Raw genomic sequence first — 20,381 nt, 5'->3', positions numbered from 1 at the left:
GTCGATCGGAGGGTCGTCATGGGGTGGTGTCGTCATGGGGTCATTCCGGTAGCAGTGAGCGATTCAGGGGTTTCTTTGCGGCTCGGGCCAGGCAGATGACGGCGCGGATGCCGTTCTCCCAGTCCTGTTCGCTCGGGGCGGCGTAACCGCATCTCGACATCGACAGGCGGCTGGTGCCCGTCGAAGAGCTTCCGGCCCTCCTTGTCGCAGAATCGGGCCGCCTTCTTCTTCACGGTGTTCCAGCCGATGTACGGCGGATAGTTGCCCGGTGCGTACTCACCGTTCAAGGGCAGCCAGAAGGTGGCGTACACCTGGCTCCGGTGCGGGGCGGCGGTGCCGGTGTAGTGCATGACGCACGTCACCTCGTGATCACCCTTCGACCGGGCCCGCTGATCCGGGCCGAAGAGAAGGGGGTCGAGGTTCGCGTGGCCGTCACCACGCTGGTGGGTTCGACCGCCGCCCCGGTGAAGCAGTCGCCCGCGCGCAGGGCCGAGGCCCGTGCCTTGCCGCCCCGGACGATGTTGCCGGACGCGTCCCGTTTCAGCGAAGGGGATGACGAGCCGCCTGCCAGCACGGCGATCCCGGCTCCGGCCGCCACCAGGGTGGCGTAGACCTGGAAACGGTGCGGCTTGCGGCAGGAATCGGTGGGGGTGGCCGGGTCGTCCTCGTCCCAGTCGTCGACGCAGGCGCTCACGGGTGGCGCCGAGCGAGCGATCACCTCGCCTTCATGGGGTTCCGTGCAGGGCAGTTTCCTCGCGTTGTAACCATTGGCGCCCTCGCGTCTGAAGCCCCCGGAGCAGTCGCCGTCGTCGAGGTCGGTGATGGGCCGGGTGCCGTCGCGGTGCGCGGCCGTGCCCGCGTGTGCCTGAGCGGGCGGCGCGGGTGGACCGGGCGGGTTCGCGCCCGGCGGGGCCCAGCCGGAGTCCTCGGCGGGCGGTGGCGTGGGCATCAGTGCGGCACCACCGATCGCTTGAGCTTTCGGCCCTGGCCGCTCACCATGCAGATGACCGTCGTGATGCCGCTGTTCCACTGGTCTTCGCCCGGCCAGATGTACGACTCTTCGACCGGGACCCGGGGCGGATGCTTCTTGAAGACCTTCGACAGCCGCGAGTCGCAGCCCCTGATCGCCAGCTTCCTGGCCTTCTTCTCACCGGGATAGGGCGGGAAGCCGTCGTAGGCGGGGTCGTCCACGCCGGGAAGGGGCAGGCCGAAGACGGCGGCCACCTGGAACTCATGCGGCTTCGTGCACTCGACGATGGGGAGCGCGGCCCCTTCGTTCGCCCAGTCCTTGAGGCAGTCGCCGGCGGCCAGCTCGGTGTAGAGCTTCAGGTTCGTGTCCACGGTCGCCGCGACCGGGGTGGTGAGCGTCCCGGGTCCGGCGTAGTGGACGGCGCAGGCCACCTGCCGGTTCCCGCTCTCCCAGGCGGCCTCGTCCGGGACGAGGTACGCCGGGCGCAGGTACCGGTAGCGCGTGCTCTTGACCAGGTAGAGGGTCCGCGAGTCGCACAGGATGGCCGCGTCCTCCCGGACGTCCCGGTCGCCGGAGTACGGCTGGTCCGGAAGCGTGGAGGTGGCGATGATCTCGCCGTCGTGCGGCTTCGTGCAGGGTGTCGCCGTCACCAGGGTGGCGCGGCCGTGCAGCCGGCCGGTGAAGCAGTCGCCCTGGCGGAGCGTCGAGGCCAGGACCTTGCCGCCCTTGCTGATGTGGCCCGAGGCGTCGCGGTCCACGGAGAACATCGAGCCGACGGCCAGGGCGGCGGCGACGCCGCCGGCGATGATCCAGACGACCGAGGCCGCGATGCCGGTGACGGCCAGGCCCCTGCCCTTCTCGCCCCGGCGCCCGGCCTGGACGAGGGCGGCGATGCCCAAGCCGATCCCTATCACCACGAGTCCGATGACCCCGGTGGCGAGGGCGGCGATGGCCAGCCGGTTCGTCCGTTCCGGGACGGCGGGCGGCGGGGGCGGCACGGCCCACTCGACGGTCACGGGCACGGGTTCCGGTAACGCGGATTCCGGGGACGCCGGTACCGGGGCGTCGGGCGGCGCCCAGCCCGGTTCAGGGTCGTCGTCAGCGGATGGTGGCGTGGTCACGGCGGAACGGTAACCGGAACTTTCCCGGAAAGCGGCATTTCCGGCAGATGTCGCCAAGCTGTGATCAAGGAACCGCGTGGCCGGGCGGCGGACCCGGCCACGCGGGCCGGTCAGGCCAGCGGCGGCTGCGGCTCGTCGTTCTCCGCGCGGATCACCTGCATGACCGCGTTGATCAGCGCCAGGTGGGTGAACGCCTGCGGGAAGTTGCCGAGATGGCGGCCGGTGTGCGGGTCGATCTCCTCGGCGTACAGCTGCAGCGGGCTCGCGTAGGACAGCAGCTTCTCGCACAGGGCGCGCGCCCGCTCCAGCTCGCCGATCATGACGAGGCTGCTCACCAGCCAGAACGAGCAGATGGTGAAGGTGCCCTCCTCGGACTCGAAGCCGTCGTCGGTCTCCGTCGCCCGGTAGCGCAGGACGAGGTCGTCCTCCGACAGCTCGTCGGCGATGGCGAGGACGGTCTCCCGGACGCGCTTGTCGTCGGCCGGCAGGAAGCCGAGCAGCGGGATCAGCAGCGCCGAGGCGTCCAGCGTGTCGGCGCCGTAGTGGGCGGTGAAGACGCCGCGCTCGTCGAGCGCGTTCGCGAGGACGTCGGCGTGGATCTCGTCGGCGGCGGCCTGCCAGCGGCGCGCCCGCTCCTGGTCGCCGCGTACCCGGGCGAGCCGGGCGCCGCGCTCGGCGGCGACCCAGCAGAACACCTTGGAGGAGGTGAAGTGCTGGGGCTCGCCGCGCACCTCCCACATGCCGCAGTCGGGCGTCCGCCAGTTGGCGAGCGCGTCCTCCACCTGCCGGACGACGATCTTCCAGAGCCGGTCGTCCAGCCGGTCGCGGCGGCGCACGAACAGGTAGATGGAGCCGATGATCGCGCCCCACACGTCGTGCTGCGCCTGCATGTACGCCTCGTTGCCGATGCGGACGGGGCGCGCGTTGTCGTAGCCGGTGAGGTGCTCGAGCGTGGACTCGGGCAGCTCCTCGCGCCCGTCCAGCCCGTACATGATCTGCAGCTTGCCCTCGGCGGCCTCGGCGACGTCGGTGATGAAGTAGAAGAAGTCGTTGGCCTCCCAGTCGTAGCCGAGCGTGTAGAAGGCCCACAGCGCCATCGTGGAGTCGCGGATCCAGGTGTAGCGGTAGTCCCAGTTCCGGTCGCCGCCCGGCGCCTCCGGCAGCGACGTCGTCGCCGCGGCCGCCACCGCGCCGGACGGCGCGAACGTCAGCCCCTTCAGCGTGAGCGCGCTGCGCTGCAGGTGGCTGCGCCACGGGTGGTCGGGGAAGCGGCCCCGGTCGAGCCAGTGCTGCCAGTGGTGGACGGTCCAGACGAGCCGCTCCTGCGCCTCCTCCCAGGACGAGGGCGCCGCGTGCTCGCTCCACGACAGCGCCACGAAGCGGGACTCGCCCTGCTTCAGCAGCGTCCGGGACGTGGCGAGCGACCCCTCGAACCCGACGTTCATGTCCGTGGACAGCCGCAGCCCGACGCCGTTCCCGCGCGCCACGGCCTCGTGGTACCCGGCGCCGGTGTGCTCCCAGCGGGCCGGCGTCTGGCCGTAGTCGAACACCGGCATGCAGTCGAGCCGGACCTGCGCCTGCCCGTTGACGCACCTGACCATCCGCAGCAGGACGTGGTCGGCGTCGTAGTCCGTCGGCGCCCTGCGATGGGTATGGGAACGTTCCGTCTCGTGGTGCCACGGGCCCATCAGCAGCGCGTCCGTCACCACGAGCCAGCCGCCGTGCACCCACCAGGTGGTCTCCATCACCATGGTGCCGGGGATGTAGCGCTGCGCGGCGGGCACCTCGACGCCCGCCGGCCCGACCCGGAAGTAGCCGGCGTCGCGGTCCAGGATCGACCCGAACACGCTCGGCGAGTCCATCTTCGGCAGGCACATCCACTCGATGTTGCCGCTCGGCGCGACCAGGGCGGTCGTCTCGCAGTCGGACAGGAACCCGAAATCGGCGATCGGGGCGAACGGGTCTCCCGCCCGGCCGCCGGCGACCTTGGGCCTCACAGCCTCACCTCCTAGGTCCATCATTCCCTCTCCCGCGCAGTGGGTATGTCATCGGTGCGAGCTGTTCCCCGGACGGTGTCCGGGCACGTGCGTTCTCCGGTCTCCCCAGTGGTTCAGACCTATTGGAATAGACCATTTGGAATAGACCACCATCCGCGGTCTGAGCTGGGATAACTTCCCTCGGCCCACCGGGCGCCGAGAGGGCCCGGAATTCGCGGGTACAGTCCCCGCAAACAGGGCAGCGGACCCGCCGCCGCCTGGGCGAACGCGACGCCGCGCGCCCTCGCGCGGACGGATCCGGAACTGCCGCTGGGTGGAACCGGAGCGAGAAGGAGCTCCCCGTGCCGAAGTTCGTGTACGACTTCACTGAGGGAAACAAGGACCTCAAGGATCTGCTGGGCGGCAAGGGCGCCAACCTGGCCGAGATGACCAACCTCGGACTGCCCGTGCCCCCCGGGTTCACGATCACCGCGGAGGCCTGCCGGCACTACCTCGAGCACGGGAGCCTGCCCGCGGGGCTGGCGGACGAGGTGAACCGGCACCTGGCCGACCTGGAGTCGGCGATGGGCAAGCGGCTCGGCCAGAGCGACGACCCGCTGCTGGTCAGCGTGCGCTCCGGGGCCAAGTTCAGCATGCCGGGGATGATGGAGACCGTCCTCAACGTCGGGCTGAACGACGAGTCCGTGCACGGCCTCGCGGCTCAGGCGGGCGACGAGCGGTTCGCGTGGGACTCCTACCGGCGGCTCATCCAGATGTTCGGCAGGACCGTGCTGGACATCGACGGCGACCTGTTCGAGGGCGCCGTCGAGGACGTCAAGCGGGCCCGCGGCAGCGACGACGACGCGGACCTGACCGCCGACGACCTGAAGGGGCTCGTCGACCGGTTCAAGGGCATCGTCCGGGAGCGGGCCGGCCGAGACTTCCCGACCGACCCCCGCGAGCAGATGGACCTCGCCGTCGAGGCGGTGTTCGAGTCCTGGAACGCGCCCCGCGCCATCCTGTACCGGCGGCAGGAGCGCATCCCGGTCGACCTCGGCACCGCCGTCAACATCTGCTCGATGGTCTTCGGCAACATGGGGATGGACTCCGGGACGGGCGTGGCGTTCACCCGCGACCCCGCGTCCGGGCAGCAGGGCATCTACGGCGACTACCTGCAGAACGCGCAGGGCGAGGACGTCGTCGCCGGCATCCGCAACACCGTCGCGCTGACGGAGCTGGGGCGGATCGACAAGGCCTCCTACGACCGGCTTCTCGAGATCATGGAGACGCTGGAGAACCACTACCTCGACATGTGCGACATCGAGTTCACGATCGAGCGCGGGAAGCTGTGGATGCTGCAGACGCGGGTCGGCAAGCGGACCGCCGCCGCCGCGTTCCGGATCGCCTGCCAGCTGCTCGACCAGGGCCTCATCGACGTGGACGAGGCGACCCGCCGCATCACCGGCGACCAGCTCGCCCAGCTCATGTTCCCGCGCTTCGCGGCCAAGGCGGACGGCGTCCGCACGCTCACCAAGGGCATGAACGCCTCGCCGGGCGCGGCCGTCGGCAAGGCCGTGTTCACCACCGAGCGGGCCGTGGAGCTGGCCGAGCGGGGCGAGGACGTGATCCTCGTCCGCCGCGAGACCAACCCCGACGACCTCGCCGGCATGGTCGCGGCCAAGGGCGTCCTGACGTCCCGCGGCGGCAAGACCTCGCACGCCGCCGTCGTCGCCCGCGGCATGGGCAAGACCTGCGTGTGCGGCGCCGAGGAGCTCGACGTCGACGTCAAGGGCGGGCACTTCACCGCCCCCGGCGGCGTGACGGTGCGCGAGGGCGACGTCATCTCGATCGACGGGTCGTCCGGCGAGGTCTACCTCGGCGAGGTACCGGTCGAGGACTCGCCCGTCGTCCGCTACTTCGAGGGGCAGCTGACCGCCGAGGACGGCGACGACCTCGTCACCGCCGTGCACCGCATCATGGAGCACGCCGACTCGCGCGCGGCGCTGAAGGTCCGCGCGAACTCCGACAACCCCGGGGACTCGGCGCGGGCCCGCCGGTTCGGTGCGGCCGGCATCGGGCTGTGCCGCACCGAGCACATGTTCCTCGGCGACCGGCGGCAGCTCGTCGAGAAGCTCATCCTCGCCGAGGACGACGCGGAGCGGAAGGCCGCGCTGGACCACCTGGAGCCGCTGCAGAAGAGCGACTTCGAGGGCATCTTCGAGGCCATGGACGGACTGCCGGTCACGATCCGGCTCATCGACCCGCCGCTGCACGAGTTCCTCCCCGACATCACCGAGCTGTCGGTCAGGGTCGCGCTCGCGGGCGACGGCGCGGACGCGAAGGACCGGAGACTGCTCGAAGCAGTCAACCGACTGCACGAGCAGAACCCTATGCTGGGCCTGCGGGGCGTGCGGCTCGGTTTGGTGATTCCCGGCCTGTTCGGCATGCAGGTCCGCGCGATCGCCGAGGCGGCGGCCGCCCGCCGGCGGGCCGGCGGCGACCCGCGCCCGGAGATCATGATCCCGCTGGTCGGGGCCGTCCAGGAGCTGGAGGCCGTCCGCGACGAGGCCCGCGCCATCCTGGACGAGGTCAGGGCGGGCAGCGGGATCGACGTCCCGGCGCTGATCGGCACCATGATCGAGCTGCCGCGGGCCGCGCTGACCGCCGGGCAGATCGCCGAGGCCGCCGAGTTCTTCTCCTTCGGCACCAACGACCTCACCCAGACGACGTGGGGCTTCTCCCGCGACGACGTCGAGGCGGCGTTCTTCTCCCGCTACCTGGAGCTCGGCATCTTCGGCGTATCGCCGTTCGAGACCCTCGACCGGGAGGGCGTCGGGCGGCTCGTCCGGATCGCGGCCGAGGAGGGCCGCAAGGCGCGTCCCGGGATCAAGCTCGGCATCTGCGGCGAGCACGGCGGCGACCCCGACTCGGTGCACTTCTGCCACGAGGTCGGCCTCGACTACGTGTCCTGCTCGCCGTTCCGCATCCCAGTCGCCCGGCTGGAGGCGGGGCGCGCGGCGATCGAGGCGGCGGGCGCTTCGGAAGGCAGCGACAGCAGGTGACGCCGTCCGGCGAACCTGGCACCCGTGCCGGACCATCTCACCTAATGTGTCCGATGCGATGACGTTGGAAGTGGAAGTGCCGGAGCCCGAGGACGACGGCGCGGACGAGACGGAGAAGCCGCCGCGCCGCCGGCGTTCGCCCTGGTTCACCGTTCCGGTGAGCATCGTCCTCGGGCTGCTGGCGATCGCCGTCCTGACGCCGCTCACCGTCGGCGCGCGGATCTGGTACCAGGCCCGCCAGGACGAGCGGCCACGCTCCGACGCGATCATCGTGCTGGGCGCCGCGCAGTACAACGGGAAGCCGTCCCCGACGCTGAAATGGCGCCTCCAGCACGCCCTTGAGCTGTACAAGGACGGTGTCGCCCCGGCGATCGTGACCGTCGGCGGCAAGGCCGCCGGCGACAACTACACCGAGGCCGGCACCGGCCGCGGCTGGCTGATCGAGGAGGGCGGCGTGCCCGCGTCCAAGGTCTTCGCGGTGCCGGTCGGGCGCGACACGCTGGAGAGCATGAAGGCCGCCGGCAAGGAGTTCGACCGGCACCACTGGTCGTCCGCCGTGATCGTCACCGACCCGTGGCACGGGCTGCGCGCCAAGAAGATGGCCGCGGACAGCGGCATCAAGGCCGCCGCGTCGCCGACCCGCAGCGGCCCCAGCGTGCAGACGCGCGACACCCAGTTCCACTACATCGTGCGCGAGACCGGCGGCTACCTGTCGTACGTGCTGCTGGGCAAGAGCGTCCAGGTGCCGGACGAGACGATCAAGCGCATCCACGTCGACCCGTCCGGGACCCCGTCGCCGGCCCCGCCCACCTCGCCGGGCCGCTGACGCTCCGCGCGCCCTTTACCCTGGATAGGGCCATGACCACCAACGCGAACAACGGCTACACCGGGCGCGACCTGCGGCGGTGGGCGCCCGAGCCGCCCAAGCGCAGGGACCGGACCGCGTTCGAGCGCGACCGGGCCCGCGTCCTGCACAGCGCGGCGCTGCGCCGGCTCGCCGCCAAGACGCAGGTCGCCTCGCCCGGCGCGGACGCCGCCGCCGACACCGTGCAGAGCCTGCGCACCCGGCTGACCCACTCCCTCGAATGCGCCCAGGTCGGCCGCGAGCTGGGCAAGTCGCTCGGCTGCGACCCCGACCTGGTCGAGGCGGCGTGCCTGTCGCATGACATCGGGCATCCGCCGTTCGGCCACAACGGCGAGTCCGCGCTGGACGTCGTCGCGCGCGACTGCGGCGGCTTCGAGGGCAACGCGCAGAGCCTCCGCGTCCTGACGCGGCTGGAGCCGAAGTCGTTCGCCCCGGAGGGCCCGCCCCTGCACGGCCGCAGCGTCGGCCTCAACCTGACCCGCGCCGCCCTGGACGCCGCCATGAAGTACCCGTGGCCCCAGGCCGAGGCGGTGAACGGGAAATTCGGCGTCTACGACGACGACGCACACGTGGCGCGCTGGGTGCGGGAGGGCGCCGAGCCGGGCCGGACCTGCTTCGAGGCGCAGGTCATGGACTGGAGCGACGACGTCGCCTACTCCGTCCACGACCTGGAGGACGCCCTGGTCGCGGGGCACGTCGACTTCGTCCGGCTCGCCGACCCCGCCGAGCGTCGGCTCGTCGCCGCCACGGCCGTGAAGCTGTACTGCCCCGACGCCGGCCTGGCCGAGCTGGAGGAGTGCTTCGCGGCGCTGCTCGCCGAGCCGTGCTGGCCCGACGGCTACGACGGGACGCCGCGCAGCCTCGCCGTCCTGAAGAACCTGACCAGCACCCTGATCGGGCGTTTCTGCATGGCCGCCGAGACCGCGACCCGGGAGGCCTACGGCGACCGCCCGCTCACCCGGTACGCGGCGGAGCTGATCGTGCCGCGCGCGCAGCGGCTGGAGAACGCCCTGCTCAAGGGCATCACGGCGCACTACGTGTGGATCAGCCACGAGGAGATCAGGGCCCGCCAGCGGACGCTGATCACCGAGCTGGCGGAGCTGATGCTCGCGGGTGCCCCCGGCACGCTCGACCCCGGGTTCCGGGACGCGTTCGTGGACGCCGGCGACGACGCGGCCAGGCTGCGTGCCGTGGTCGACCAGATCGCCTCGCTGACCGACCTGTCGGCGATGGCCCGGCACCGCATGCTGGGCGCCCGCGCGCACTGACCGTTCCGGGCGCGGCCGCGGGAGGAATATGCCTCGACGCGCGCAACGATGACCCTTGTCTCGTTACGGAGGCCGCTGTAGGGATAGCTACAGGTCAACTACAGGAGGTCGCCATGCCCGAGGAGACGTTCGTCATCGCCGGCGCCAGCCTGGCCGGTGCCAAGGCGGCGGAGACGCTCCGCGAGGAGGGCTTCGGGGGCAGGGTGCTGCTGGTCGGGGACGAGATCGAGCGGCCGTACGAGCGGCCGCCGCTGTCCAAGGGGTTCCTGCTGGACAAGGAGGCGCGGGAGAAGGCGCACGTCCACGAGGCCGACTGGTACGACAAGCACGACGTTGAGCTGCGGGTCGGCACGTCCGTCGCGTCCATCGACCGGGACGCGCACCAGGTCCGGCTGTCGACCAAGGAACCGGTCTCCTACGACAAGCTGCTGCTGGCGACGGGCTCGTCCCCGCGGCGGCTGGACGTGCCGGGGTCCAAGCTGCAGGGCATCCACTACCTGCGGACCATGGGCGACTCGGCGACCTTGAAGCAGGCGCTCGCGCACGGCGGCCGGCGGGTCGTGGTGGCCGGGGCGGGCTGGATCGGGCTGGAGACGGCCGCCGCCGCCCGCGAGTACGGCAACGACGTGACGATCATCGATCCGGAGCCGGCGCCGCTGCACGCCGCCGTGGGGCCGGAGCTCGGCGGGATGTTCGCCGGCCTGCACCGCGCGCACGGCGTCATCCTGCGGCTGGACGAGGGCGTCGCCGGGTTCTGGGGCGCGGGGCAGGTGTCGGCCGTCGTCACCTCGGGCGGCGCCGAGGTGCCCGCCGACGTCGTGATCGTCGGCATCGGGGTGCGGCCGAACAGCGCGCTAGCCGAGGAGGCCGGCCTGGAGGTGTCGGACGGGATCCTCGTCGACCAGTCGCTGCGCACGTCCGACCCCGACATCTACGCGGCCGGGGACGTCGCCAACGCCTACAACCCGCTGCTCGGCCGCCGGATCCGGGTGGAGCACTGGGCGAACGCGCTGAACGGCGGGCCCGCCGCCGCCCGCGCCATGCTCGGCCAGGACGTCGTCTACGACCGGATCCCGTACTTCTTCAGCGACCAGTTCGACCTCGGCATGGAGATGTCGGGCGCCGCGGCGCCGGGGGAGTACGACGAGGTCGTGTACCGCGGGGACGTCCCGGGGCGGGAGTTCATCGCGTTCTGGCTGTCGGCCGGCCGCGTCGTCGCCGGGATGAACGTCAACGTGTGGGACGTCACCGGGGACGTCCAGGCGTTGATCCGCTCCGGCCGCCCGGTGGACGCCGCCCGCCTCGCCGACCCCGGGGTGCCGCTGGCAGAGCTGCTGTGAGCCGCGCCCGGTAGGCCACGTACAGTCTGCCGGGTGGTTACGGAGAAGATCGCCACGCTCGGCCGGGCGCGCGTCGCGGTGACGCTGGCGTTCGCCGCGCACGGCCTGCTCGGCGCCGCCTGGGTCGCCCGCATCCCGCAGATCAAGGAGCATCTCGGGCTGGGCGAGGGCGCGATGGGCGTGGCGCTGCTCGGCGCGCCCGTCGGCGTCGTGGCCGCCGTCCGGTTCGCCGGGTGGATCATCGCCCGGTGGGGCAGCCGGGCGACGACCGTCGCGGCGGGCCTCGCGGGCGCGGCGTCGCTGATCCCGCTCGGGCTCGCCTGGAACCTCGGCGCGCTGATCGTCTCCCTGCTGCTGATGGGCGCCTCCCTCGGCCTGATGGACGTGGCGATGAACGCCCAGGGCGTCGCCGTCGAACGCGGCTACGGCCGCCCGCTGATGTCCGGCCTGCACGGCTCCTACAGCGTGGGGACGCTGCTGGCCGCGCTGGTCGGCGCGGGCGCCGCGCATGCCGGGGTGCCCGTCCCGCTGCACCTGGCGGCCGCGACGGCGGTGCTGACCGTGCTGCTCCTGACCGGCTGCCGCGGGCTCTTGGACCGTTCCGCCGACGCCCTGCCCGAGCCGGCAGGCGACGCGCCCGCGACCCGTGCCGTTTCCCGGTGGCCGCTGGTCATGCTCGGGGTCATCGGGCTGTGCTCGTTCGTCGGCGAGGGCGCGATGGCCGACTGGAGCGCGATCTATCTGCGGGAGAACCTCGGCACCGGGCCGGGCGCCGCGGGCCTCGGCTACGCCGGGTGCGCGGTCGCGATGACGGTCGGGCGGCTCAGCGGGGACCGGGTCGTCGCGCGGTTCGGCCCGGTCCCGGTGCTGCGGGCGGGGTCGCTGGTCGCCGCGCTCGGCCTCGGGCTCGGTCTCGCGGCGGGCGATCCGACGGCGGCGGTGGCCGGATTCACCCTTTTCGGACTCGGGGTCGCCGTGGTGGCGCCCGTCACGTTCAGCGCGGCCGGCAACGTGCCCGGCGTCCCCGCCGCGTCGGGCATCTCCGCGGTCACGGGCGTCGGCTACCTCGGCCTGCTCGGCGGCCCGCCCGTGATCGGGTTCGTCGCCCAGGGGGTGGGCCTGACCTGGGCGCTCGCCGTTCCGGTGGGGCTGGTGGGACTGATCGTCCTGCTCGCCCCGGCGACCGCGACGGCCGAGCGGTGACCGGGCCGGCGCGGTGATCTTTTGGCGGGGTTGTGACCTTCGTAAATGTCCTACTCGGGTAAGGTCTGGGCGAGTGAGCACCATGCAGCGGTCAAGACCGGTCAAAACGGTCGCGTCCGCCCCGGCATACCGGACATTCCTCAGCGAGCTGCTCAGCTTCGGCTTCGTGGGGGGCGTCGGGACGCTGATCATGATCTTCGGCGCCAACCTGATGCGCGCGTGGCTCGGCGGCAGCCCGGTCACCAGCGTCGTCGTGCCGACCGTGGTGTCCACGCTGAGCTCCTACCTGCTCAACCGGTTCTGGACGTTCCGGCACCGCGACAGCGACGGCTCCGGCCGGGAGGTCGCGATCTTCTTCGCGCTGAACGGCGTCGGGCTGCTGATCCAGGTGCTGTGCACCGGCTTCACCTACTACACCCTCGGCCTGCACGGCGGCGTGGCCTACAACCTGGGCCTGCTCGCCGGCGTCGCCCTCGGCTCGGCGTTCCGCTACTGGTCGTACAAGAAATGGGTGTTCACTCCCGCCACGGCCACCTGAATGGGGCGGCTTGAGGAGGAGTGGGCCGGGCATCGGCCCGCCGTCTTCGGGGCCGCGTACCGGATCACGGGCAGCGTCGCCGACGCCGAGGACATCGTCCAGGACGTGTGGCTGCGCGCCTCCGCGCGGGAGACGCTCGACGACGTCCGCGACCTGCGCGCCTGGCTGGTCACGGTGGCCGCCCGGCGCGCCTACGACGTGCTCGGCTCCGCGCACGCGCGGCGCGTCGAGTACGTCGGGCCGTGGCTGCCCGAGCCGCTGCTGACCGGCCCGGACGCGGCCGAGCCCGTGCTGATGGACGAGACCGCCGGCACCGCGATGCTGGTGGTGATGGAGGAGCTGACGCCACCCGAGCGCGTCGCGTTCGTCCTGCACCAGGCGTTCGAGGTGCCCTACGAGCAGATCGCCGGCGTGCTCGGGAGGTCGGCGGCGGCGTGCCGGCAGCTCGCGTCCCGGGCCCGCCGCAAGATGGCGGCCGCGTCGCCGCCGCCTCCGGGCTCGCCGGGGGAGCGCGCGAAGGTGCTGGAAGCCTTCAGGTCCGCCTACGAGCGCAAGGACGAGGCCGCGCTGCTGGCGCTGCTGGACCCGGAGGCCGCCTACACCACCGACGGCGGCGGCCACGTCTTCGCCGCCCGGAAGGTCATCGCCGGTGCGGGACGAGTGGCCACCGCGCTGCTCCGGGTCGGTGGGCAGCGGGCGCTGCGGCTGTCGTTCGCCGAGGTGAACGGCCGGCGCGAGCTGCTGGTGCACGGGCGGCACGGGCTGGTCGCCGTCGACACCGTCGAGATCGAGGACGGCCGCATCACCGTCATCCGCCGGGTGCTGAACCCGGAGAAGCTCGCTTCCGTCCGCTGATCCGGCTCGGGCCGTCACACCGGGCGCCGGTGCGTCGTCTCCCTGGCGACGAAGGGAGACGACCATGCCGCGCATGCTGATGCAGGAGGCCTCACCCGAGGTCCACCAGGGCTTCATCAAGATCGCCGGGGTGATCCGGCGGGGGCCGCTGGACCACCGGACGCAGGAGCTGGTCAAGATCAGGGCGTCCCAGCTGAACGGCTGCGCGTACTGCGTGGACCAGCACACCAGGGACGCCCGCGCGAACGGGGAGGAGGAGCGGCGCGTCCACCACCTGACGGTGTGGCGCGAGTCACCGCTCTTCACCGACGCGGAGCGCGCGGCCCTCGGCTACGCCGAGGCGGCCACGCGCCGCGAGCCGGTGAGCGACGAGCTGTGGGAGACGCTGCGCAAGCACTACCCGGAGCGGGAGCTCGGCGACCTCGTCGGGCTGGTGGCGCTGATCAACGCGCTGAACCTGTTCGGCGTCCCGCTGCACATGCGGCCGCCGGCCGAGGTCTGATCCGGGCGGTGTCTGAATAAACGGTGTCTGAATAAAACGGTCCCGCGCGCCGCGCCGCGGCGCGCGGGACCGGGCCTCACCGTCCCGCCGGGACGATCTTCTCGGTCTGGGCGCGGGCCTCGGCGAGGACGGGAGCGAGGTCCTGCCCGGTGCCCTGGGAGAAGATCACGTGGTCGACGCCGCGCTCCGCGAGCCGCCCGATGGTGTCGACGGCCGCGCCGGCAGACGGCTCGCCGAGCAGGGTCAGCGACGTCTTCTCGATCTCGTCGTAGTCGCGCCCCTCGCGCTCGCAGTGCTCCCGCAGGACGTCGAGCTTGTGCGGCAGTTCGTCGCCGTCGAAGAGGTTGCAGGCGTCGGCGTACTTCGCGACGAACCGCAGCGTCTTCTTCTCACCGCCCCCGCCGATGAGGACGGGCGGGTGCGGGCGGCGCAGCGCGGGCGGCGAGTTCAGCGGCCGCTCCAGCCGGTAGTGCTCGCCCTCGAACGGCGACTCGTCGCCCTTCCACATCTGGTGGGCGAGCCGCAGCGTCTCCTCCAGCCGCTCGAACCGCTCCGCGACCGGCGGGAACCGCACGCCGAGGCCCCGCGACTCCTCCTCGTTCCACGCCGCGCCGATGCCGAGCCAAGCGCGCCCGCCCGACAGGACGTCCAGCGTGGTCACCGTCTTGACCAGGATGCCGGGCTCCCGGTAGGTGACGCCGGTGACCATCGTCCCGAGGGTGATCCGCTCCGTCAGCGCCGCCGCGTAGGCGAGCGCGGAGTAGCCCTCCAGCATGGGCTCCTCCGAGGGCCCCACCCCGCGGATCTGGAAGAAGTGGTCCATCACCCACAGCGAGTGCAGGCCGCCCTGGTCGGCCGCGCGGGCCGTGCGGGCGAACGTCGGGGCGATCTGCTCGGTCCCGCCGGGATGGGTGAAGCTCGGAACCTGGAGTCCGATGCGCATGGGAGTCCTTCGCGTTCCTCGTCGTCTGCTGTCCCTCCCACTCTGGGACCTGGAGTGCGCTCCAGGTCAAGCAGGCGCACCGGCGCGATATTGACCTGGAGTGCACTCCAGGTGGGATCCTGGACGACGTGAGCTCCTACTCTCCCGCCGAGACCGCCGAGAAGAGCGGCTTCAGCATCGACACGCTGCGCTACTACGAGAAGATCGGGCTGCTGTCCGGCATCGCCCGGAACGCGTCGGGCCGGCGCGTGTTCAGCGACGACGACCTGCAATGGCTCGACATGCTGCGCTGCCTGCGCGGCACCGGCATGCCGATCGCCGAGATGCTGCGGTACTCCGAGCTCGCGCGGGGCGGCGGCGAGACCGTCCAGGAGCGGCTCGAACTGCTGCAGGCGCACGACCGCCGGGTGGAGGAGCAGATCGCCACGCTGTGCGCCCAGCAGGAGCAGATCAAGACGAAGATCGGCTTCTATCGGGGCGCCGTCGCCTCCTGCGAGCCGGCCACCGCCTCGGCCTGACCGGGGCGCCCCGCCGGGCCGCCTCAGCGCCAGGCGGGGTCCCGGCCCAGCAGGGCGAGCAGGTGGTTCCCCGGCGTCGCGCCGTCCGCGGAGGGGACGGACGGGGCGAACGAGTCGCCGGGGCCGCGGCCGTCCGCGGGGACGATGGCGGCGACCTTGAGGGACGCGGCGACCAGCTCGTCCGACGGCTCCCACGGCGCGCCGATCGCGGCGGCGACGTCCCACGCGTGCACCACCAGGTCCACGAAATGGAAGCTGATCGCCAGGGATGTCGGGAACGCGCCGCCGTCGCGGATCTCCGGGAGGACGAGTTCGGCGTCGAGCGCGACGCCGGCGAAGGCGCGCGTGACGAGGTCGAGGGACGCCTTCGCGGCGGCGTAGGGGTCGTCGCCGAGGTCGCCGCCGCGCCACACCGCCAGGCGCCCGCCGTCGCCCTGGGCGGCCGCGGCGAAGCCCTCGTCCTGGCTCACCTGGTGGCGCAGCAGGCCGTGCAGCGTCCAGTCGGGGCACGGCGTCGGCAGCGTGAGCGCGTCCGGCTTGACCTGCGCGACGGCGCCGAGGTAGAGGTCGGCCGCCTTCCGGTCCAGTGGGCGGAAGTCGGTGGTGAGGAGTTCGGTCAGCAGGTCCATGCCGTCCACGCTAGGAACGACCAGAGGACCAGGTAAAGGTCCAAAATTGCGAAAAATGACTGAGCCGATTTAGGGTCGGTGCCGTGGAACTGCATGTGAGCCTGGTGGGGCGCCGCGATCTCGTGGGGCAGATCTACGGGCAGCTGCGCGCCGCGATCCTGGACGGCCGGCTGCGCGCGGGGGAGGCGCTGCCGCCCACCCGGGAGCTGGCGAGACGGCTGGCGATCTCCCGCAACACGGTCGGCGTCGCCTACGACCGGCTCGCCGCCGAGGGGTTCCTGACGAGCCGGGTGGGCGCGGGCACGTTCGTCCGGGAGACCGGGTCCGCCGCCCGCGGCGCGCCCGCCTCGTCGCCGCTGCGGCCGCGGAAGGTGTGGGACGACGTGTCCGCCTGGCCCGGGCGGATGCCGAAGATCCGCTGGGACTTCCGCGCCGGGCTGCCCGACGTGACGCTGTTCCCGTACGAGCCGTGGCGGCGGATCGTGGCGGGGCTGCTGCGGCCGTCGGGGCTGGCGGAGCCCGCTTCGGCGGGCGACCCGGCGGGCCTGCCCGCGCTGCGCGAGGCCATCGCCCGGCACGTGGGCGTCTCCCGGTCGGTACGGGCGAGCGGTCACGACATCGTCGTCACCGCCGGCATCCAGCAGGCGCTCGACCTGATCGTCCGGGTGCTGCTCGAACCGGGCGACGTCGTGGCGGTGGAGGACCCGGGGTACCCGCCCGTGCGGATGCTCCTCACCGCGGCCGGCATGCGGGTGCGGGGCGTGCCGGTCGACGCGGAGGGGCTGCGGGTGGACGCGCTGCCCGGCGACGCGCGGGCCGTCTACGTCACCCCGTCCCACCAGTTCCCGCTCGGCATGCCGATGTCGCTGCCGCGCCGCCGGGCGCTGCTCGACTGGGCCCGGCGCCGGGACGTGGTGATCGTCGAGGACGACTACGACACCGAGTACCGGTACGGTGGCCGGCCGGTCGAGCCGCTGCAGAGCCTCGACGAGGACGGCCGCGTCCTGTACACCGGCACCTTCTCCAAGATCATGCGGCCGGTGCTGCGGCTGGGGTTCCTCGTGGCGCCGCCGTCGCTGCACCGCGCGTTCCGGATGGCGCGGTACGTCACGTCCTGGCACGCCGAGCTGCCCGCGCAGGCGGCGCTCGCCCGGTTCATCGACGAGGGCCTCCTCGCCCGGCACATCCGCAGGTCGCGCCGCGAGTACCGGGCCCGGCACGAGCGCGTCGCCGAGCTGGTGGAAGGGCCGCTGGGGGACCGGCTGGCCCTCGTCCCGTCCGAGGCAGGGCTGCACCTGAGCGCCACCCTCACCGGCGGCACCGACGACGCCGCCGTCGCCGCGAAGGCGCTCGGCGCTGGCATCGGGCTGTTCGCACTGTCGGAGTTCGCGGTGTCGGGGCCGTCCGCCCCAGGGCTCGTGTTCGGCTACGGCGCCGTGACGCCGCCCGAGATCGACGCGGGGATGCGCCGGCTCCGCACGGTCCTCGGCTAGCGATGGACGGGCGTGACGCGCCGGCCGTCCGCGCCGAAGAACAGGATGCGGTCGAAGTCGACGGTCAGCGCGACATGGTCGCCCCGGTTGGGACGCCCGCCGGGCGCGATGCGGAATATCAGGTCGGACCGCCGGTGGTGGCCGGCGTGCTCCTCGGCGGGGTCGGCCTCCGGCGCCGCCCGCCCGATCATCGCGCGCAGCCGGTCGCGCAGCCCGGGACGCCTCGGCTCGTGGGCCTGCGGCTCCTCGGGCCGCCCCACCTCGGTCGCGTCGATCGTCGGGATGCCCGCCTCGGCGTAGGCGAGCCATTCGTGCCCGTGGAACTCCAGCGCGCGGACCTGGCCGGACAGGACGGTCCCGGGCGGGGCGGGCGAGCCCGGCGCGATCGGCATCATGGTGTCCGGCCGGATCCCCACGATCACGGACCGGCCGTGGTGGCTGATCAGCGCGGACGCCCGCGGGTCGTCCCACGGCAGGGTCAGCCGCTGCGGCCCGAAGTCGAGCAGCAGCCCCTCGCCCTCGACGGCCCACAGCGTGGCGTGCAGCAGGTTCATCGGCGGCGAGCTGAGGAACGCGGCCACGAACACCGTCGCCGGGTCCTCGTAGATCTGCTCGGGGGTGCCGACGTCCTCCAGCACACCGTCCCGCAGCACCGCCATCCGGTCGGCCATCGTCATGGCCTCGACCTGGTCGTGCGTGACGTAGACGGTGGTGGTGCCGGTGGAGCGGACCAGCGCGGCGATCTCGACCCGCAGCTCGGTGCGCAGCCCCGCGTCCAGGCTCGACAGCGGCTCGTCCATCAGGAACAGCGACGGCTCGCGGATCAGCGCCCGGCCGATCGCGGCCCGCTGCCGCTGGCCGCCGGACAGCGTCCCCGGCATCCGGTCGATCATCGAGTTGATGCCGAGCGCGCGCGCCAGTTCCACGACCTTCGCGTGCGCCTCGGCCCGGTCGTCGCCGGACACCTCCAGCGGGAACATCATGTTGCCCTTGACCGTGCGGTGCGGGTAGAGCGCGCCCTCCTGGAACACCATCGCCACGTTCCGCTCGCGCGGCGGCAGCTCGTTGGCCACGGTCCCGTTCAGCCACAGGTCGCCGGAGGTGATCTCCTCCAGCCCGGCGATCATGCGCAGGATGGTGGACTTGCCGCAGCCGGAGGGGCCGAGCAGGACGAAGAGCTCGCCGTCGTTGATGCGCAGGCGTACCTTCCGGACGGCGACCTGCCCGCCGGGATACACCTTGTCGACGCCGTCGAGCACAACATCCGTCATCGGGTCCGCCTGGGGGTGGGCAAAACTTCGGTCCGTCATCACACCGCGCGACGGTCGGGGTTGTCCATAGTAAATCGGGGGTTACCGCCTGTTAACCCGGCCGAGTCCGGCCAGCCTGCGCCGATTCTCCGGGTCACCGCAGGTTGACCGCGTCCTCGACCGGCCCGCGGCGGGGCTGGAGATCGGGAATCGGCCGTGTCACCTTTGATCATGTAGCCCGTCCGGGCTCGAAGGAGGAGCTCCCATGTCCGACTTCCCGTCCCCAGTCAGCCGCCGCGCCTTCCTGCACCGCACCGGGGCGGGCGCCGTCCTGCTCGCGGGCGGCGTCCTCGCCGGCGGCACCGCCGCCGCCGCGCCCGCCGCGCCCGCTGCGCTCACCGGGCGGGCCCGCAAGGCGGCGCCCGCCGACCTCGACCCGCTGGCCCTGCTGAAGAAGATGATCTCCTTCGACACCCAGAACTTCGGGGAGGGCGGCGTCACCCGCCCGTACGCCGAGATGCTCAAAACCGTCTGGGACTCCGCGGGCGTCCCCGCGGAGATCATCCCGACGCCGAAGAAGGACAACGTCCATCTCATCGCCCGGATCAAGGGCACCACGGCGGCGCCGCCGCTGCTCCTGCTCGGGCACTCCGACGTGGTGCCCGTGGAACGTGACAAGTGGACGGTCGACCCGTTCGCCGGAGTCGTGAAGGACGGCGAGATCTTCGGCCGCGGCGCCCTGGACATGAAGGGCGCCAACTCCGCGAACATCGCCGCCATCCTGCGGCACGTCAGCGAGGGCGCGAAGTTCGACCGCGACATCATCATCCTCACCGACTGCGACGAGGAGGCGGGGCAGTACGGGTCCGGCTGGCTCGCCGAGAACCACTGGGACAAGATCAACGCGGGCATGGTGCTCACCGAGGGCGGCTGGTTCCTCGCCCAGAAGGACCGCCGGACGCCGATGCTCATCACGGTGACCCGCCAGGACAAGGTCTACTTCAACCTCGACCTCGTCGCCGACGGCACCGCGACGCACTCGTCCAAGCCCAACCCCGACTCGGCCATCGCCAAGCTCTCCCGGGCCGTCACCGACGTCGACACGTGGCTGGCGCCGGTCGCCCTCACCGCGGTCACCCGCGAGTACTTCGGCGCGCTGGCCAAGGCCACCGACGACCGCGGGCTCGAACGGGCACTGCGGCTGCTGCTGTCCGCGCACTCGCAGCACGCCCGCGAACGCGCCGCCGCGCTGGTCGTCAAGCGCAGCCCCTACCCGTGGCTGCACCAGGCCCTGCTGCGCACGACCCACGCCTTCGTGATCGAGGACGCGGGCTACAAGGAGAACGTGATCCCGTCCACCGCGACGCTGCGGATCAACTGCCGGGGCGTCCCCGGCGGCCAGCGGCCCCGCGACTTCCTGGCCGCGTTCCGCAAGCGGCTGGCCGACCGCGACGTGCAGGTCAAGCTGGCCGGCAATCCGGGGGAGTCGGAGGAGGACGCCCTCAAGCGGCTGGACGAGACCTGGGCCAAGGGGCCGTCCAGCATCGACTCGCCGCTCTACACCGCGATCGGCGAGGCCGCCGCCAAGACCTACCCGGACGCGGTCTTCGCGCCCGCCCTGTTCGAGGCCGGGACGAGCCTCGGGCCCTGGAAGGAGAAGGGCATTCCCGGCTACGGCGTCTATCCCTACGTCGTGGACAACGACCAGCTGATCGCCATGCACGGCAACGACGAGCGCATCACGGTCGAGGCCCTCAAGCAGGGCACCGAGTTCATGTACCGGCTGTTCGACCGCTTCCGGGTCCGCTGAACCGGAGGCGCCGAGCGGTGCGCGCCCCGTCCCGGCCG

The 20,381-nt window shown here is 72.4% G+C and carries 18 protein-coding genes; 11 read left to right on the top strand and 7 right to left on the bottom strand.

The genetic code is table 11. The annotated features are described in order from the left end of the window. Window positions 1–32 precede the first annotated feature (32 nt). From E1293_RS16760 to E1293_RS16745, 4 genes are all read right to left on the bottom strand, one after another. Window positions 33–350 carry a hypothetical protein gene (locus tag E1293_RS16760; RefSeq protein WP_132198335.1) on the bottom strand — a complete coding sequence of 106 codons (318 nt, stop codon included), beginning with the start codon at window positions 348–350 and terminating at the stop codon, window positions 33–35. A gap of 8 nt (window positions 351–358) precedes the next feature. Then, complete coding sequence (locus E1293_RS16755; protein WP_132198334.1) at window positions 359–949, bottom strand: hypothetical protein; 591 nt, start codon at window positions 947–949, stop codon at window positions 359–361. Then, window positions 949–2,091 carry a DUF4190 domain-containing protein gene (locus E1293_RS16750; RefSeq protein WP_132198333.1) on the bottom strand — a complete coding sequence of 381 codons (1,143 nt, stop codon included), beginning with the start codon at window positions 2,089–2,091 and terminating at the stop codon, window positions 949–951. Before E1293_RS16750 ends, E1293_RS16755 begins: the two co-directional genes overlap by 1 nt. A gap of 110 nt (window positions 2,092–2,201) precedes the next feature. Beyond that, a complete protein-coding gene (locus E1293_RS16745; protein ID WP_243716271.1) occupies window positions 2,202–4,088 on the bottom strand; it encodes a glycoside hydrolase family 15 protein in 1,887 nt (628 codons plus the stop codon). Window positions 4,089–4,429: 341 nt separating this feature from the next. Here E1293_RS16745 and ppdK point away from each other — a divergent pair, with 341 nt between their 5' ends. The 8 genes from ppdK to E1293_RS16705 all read left to right on the top strand — a co-directional run bounded on the left by ppdK (window position 4,430) and on the right by E1293_RS16705 (window position 13,700). After that, a complete protein-coding gene (ppdK, locus tag E1293_RS16740; protein ID WP_132198332.1) occupies window positions 4,430–7,129 on the top strand; it encodes a pyruvate, phosphate dikinase in 2,700 nt (899 codons plus the stop codon). A 58-nt stretch (window positions 7,130–7,187) separates the two neighbouring features. Further along, window positions 7,188–7,955, top strand: coding sequence for a YdcF family protein (locus E1293_RS16735; RefSeq protein WP_132198331.1), 768 nt, complete (start codon window positions 7,188–7,190; stop codon window positions 7,953–7,955). A 32-nt stretch (window positions 7,956–7,987) separates the two neighbouring features. Continuing rightward, a complete protein-coding gene (locus E1293_RS16730) occupies window positions 7,988–9,262 on the top strand; it encodes a deoxyguanosinetriphosphate triphosphohydrolase (protein WP_207938886.1) in 1,275 nt (424 codons plus the stop codon). Between the two features lie 113 nt (window positions 9,263–9,375). Beyond that, a complete protein-coding gene (locus tag E1293_RS16725; RefSeq protein WP_132198330.1) occupies window positions 9,376–10,602 on the top strand; it encodes an NAD(P)/FAD-dependent oxidoreductase in 1,227 nt (408 codons plus the stop codon). Window positions 10,603–10,635: 33 nt separating this feature from the next. Continuing rightward, window positions 10,636–11,805, top strand: a complete 1,170-nt coding sequence (locus E1293_RS16720; RefSeq protein WP_132198329.1) for an MFS transporter — start codon at window positions 10,636–10,638, stop codon at window positions 11,803–11,805. An 82-nt stretch (window positions 11,806–11,887) separates the two neighbouring features. Then, window positions 11,888–12,343 (top strand): GtrA family protein, encoded by a 456-nt coding sequence (locus E1293_RS16715; protein WP_243716272.1) that lies wholly within the window; start codon window positions 11,888–11,890, stop codon window positions 12,341–12,343. Continuing rightward, the gene (gene sigJ, locus E1293_RS16710) at window positions 12,344–13,198 is read left to right on the top strand and encodes an RNA polymerase sigma factor SigJ (RefSeq protein WP_132198327.1); all 855 of its coding nucleotides are present in this window, start codon (window positions 12,344–12,346) and stop codon (window positions 13,196–13,198) included. It abuts the gene before it with no gap. A 64-nt stretch (window positions 13,199–13,262) separates the two neighbouring features. Next, on the top strand, window positions 13,263–13,700 hold the full coding sequence (locus tag E1293_RS16705; RefSeq protein ID WP_132198326.1) for a carboxymuconolactone decarboxylase family protein: 438 nt from the start codon (window positions 13,263–13,265) through the stop codon (window positions 13,698–13,700). A 76-nt stretch (window positions 13,701–13,776) separates the two neighbouring features. Here the strand turns inward: E1293_RS16705 and E1293_RS16700 are convergent, their stop codons facing one another. Then, the gene (locus E1293_RS16700) at window positions 13,777–14,643 is read right to left on the bottom strand and encodes an LLM class F420-dependent oxidoreductase (RefSeq protein ID WP_132198325.1); all 867 of its coding nucleotides are present in this window, start codon (window positions 14,641–14,643) and stop codon (window positions 13,777–13,779) included. A 128-nt stretch (window positions 14,644–14,771) separates the two neighbouring features. On the opposite strand from E1293_RS16700, the gene E1293_RS16695 reads away from it, so the two are divergent. Then, window positions 14,772–15,161 carry a MerR family transcriptional regulator gene (locus E1293_RS16695; RefSeq protein WP_132198324.1) on the top strand — a complete coding sequence of 130 codons (390 nt, stop codon included), beginning with the start codon at window positions 14,772–14,774 and terminating at the stop codon, window positions 15,159–15,161. Window positions 15,162–15,184: 23 nt separating this feature from the next. Here the strand turns inward: E1293_RS16695 and E1293_RS16690 are convergent, their stop codons facing one another. After that, the gene (locus E1293_RS16690) at window positions 15,185–15,790 is read right to left on the bottom strand and encodes a TIGR03086 family metal-binding protein (RefSeq protein WP_132198323.1); all 606 of its coding nucleotides are present in this window, start codon (window positions 15,788–15,790) and stop codon (window positions 15,185–15,187) included. Window positions 15,791–15,873: 83 nt separating this feature from the next. Here E1293_RS16690 and pdxR point away from each other — a divergent pair, with 83 nt between their 5' ends. Further along, window positions 15,874–17,283 (top strand): MocR-like pyridoxine biosynthesis transcription factor PdxR, encoded by a 1,410-nt coding sequence (gene pdxR / locus E1293_RS16685; RefSeq protein WP_132198322.1) that lies wholly within the window; start codon window positions 15,874–15,876, stop codon window positions 17,281–17,283. On the opposite strand, the gene E1293_RS16680 is transcribed toward pdxR, so the two are convergent. After that, window positions 17,280–18,554 (bottom strand): ABC transporter ATP-binding protein, encoded by a 1,275-nt coding sequence (locus E1293_RS16680; RefSeq protein ID WP_132198321.1) that lies wholly within the window; start codon window positions 18,552–18,554, stop codon window positions 17,280–17,282. The two genes, pdxR and E1293_RS16680, sit on opposite strands and share 4 nt — an antisense overlap. 244 nt (window positions 18,555–18,798) lie before the next feature. On the opposite strand from E1293_RS16680, the gene E1293_RS16675 reads away from it, so the two are divergent. Then, window positions 18,799–20,343, top strand: coding sequence for a M20/M25/M40 family metallo-hydrolase (locus tag E1293_RS16675; protein WP_132198320.1), 1,545 nt, complete (start codon window positions 18,799–18,801; stop codon window positions 20,341–20,343). Window positions 20,344–20,381: the final 38 nt, after the last annotated feature.

Source organism: Actinomadura darangshiensis (genome assembly GCF_004349235.1).
Taxonomy (GTDB): domain Bacteria; phylum Actinomycetota; class Actinomycetes; order Streptosporangiales; family Streptosporangiaceae; genus Spirillospora; species Spirillospora darangshiensis.
Note: the sequence above shows the minus strand (reverse complement) of the source record. Positions and strands in the feature narration are given on the sequence as shown.

Bases quoted from the DNA above. Each gene is read 5' to 3' on its own strand.
- E1293_RS16760 (WP_132198335.1), bottom strand. From the start codon at position 350: ATGCACTACACCGGCACCGCCGCCCCGCACCGGAGCCAGGTGTACGCC.
- E1293_RS16755 (WP_132198334.1), bottom strand. From the start codon at position 949: ATGCCCACGCCACCGCCCGCCGAGGACTCCGGCTGGGCCCCGCCGGGC.
- E1293_RS16735 (WP_132198331.1), top strand. From the start codon at position 7,188: ATGACGTTGGAAGTGGAAGTGCCGGAGCCCGAGGACGACGGCGCGGAC.
- E1293_RS16730 (WP_207938886.1), top strand. From the start codon at position 7,988: ATGACCACCAACGCGAACAACGGCTACACCGGGCGCGACCTGCGGCGG.
- E1293_RS16725 (WP_132198330.1), top strand. From the start codon at position 9,376: ATGCCCGAGGAGACGTTCGTCATCGCCGGCGCCAGCCTGGCCGGTGCC.
- E1293_RS16715 (WP_243716272.1), top strand. From the start codon at position 11,888: ATGCAGCGGTCAAGACCGGTCAAAACGGTCGCGTCCGCCCCGGCATAC.
- sigJ (WP_132198327.1), top strand. From the start codon at position 12,344: ATGGGGCGGCTTGAGGAGGAGTGGGCCGGGCATCGGCCCGCCGTCTTC.
- E1293_RS16705 (WP_132198326.1), top strand. From the start codon at position 13,263: ATGCCGCGCATGCTGATGCAGGAGGCCTCACCCGAGGTCCACCAGGGC.
- E1293_RS16700 (WP_132198325.1), bottom strand. From the start codon at position 14,643: ATGCGCATCGGACTCCAGGTTCCGAGCTTCACCCATCCCGGCGGGACC.
- E1293_RS16690 (WP_132198323.1), bottom strand. From the start codon at position 15,790: ATGGACCTGCTGACCGAACTCCTCACCACCGACTTCCGCCCACTGGAC.
- E1293_RS16680 (WP_132198321.1), bottom strand. From the start codon at position 18,554: ATGACGGATGTTGTGCTCGACGGCGTCGACAAGGTGTATCCCGGCGGG.
- E1293_RS16675 (WP_132198320.1), top strand. From the start codon at position 18,799: ATGTCCGACTTCCCGTCCCCAGTCAGCCGCCGCGCCTTCCTGCACCGC.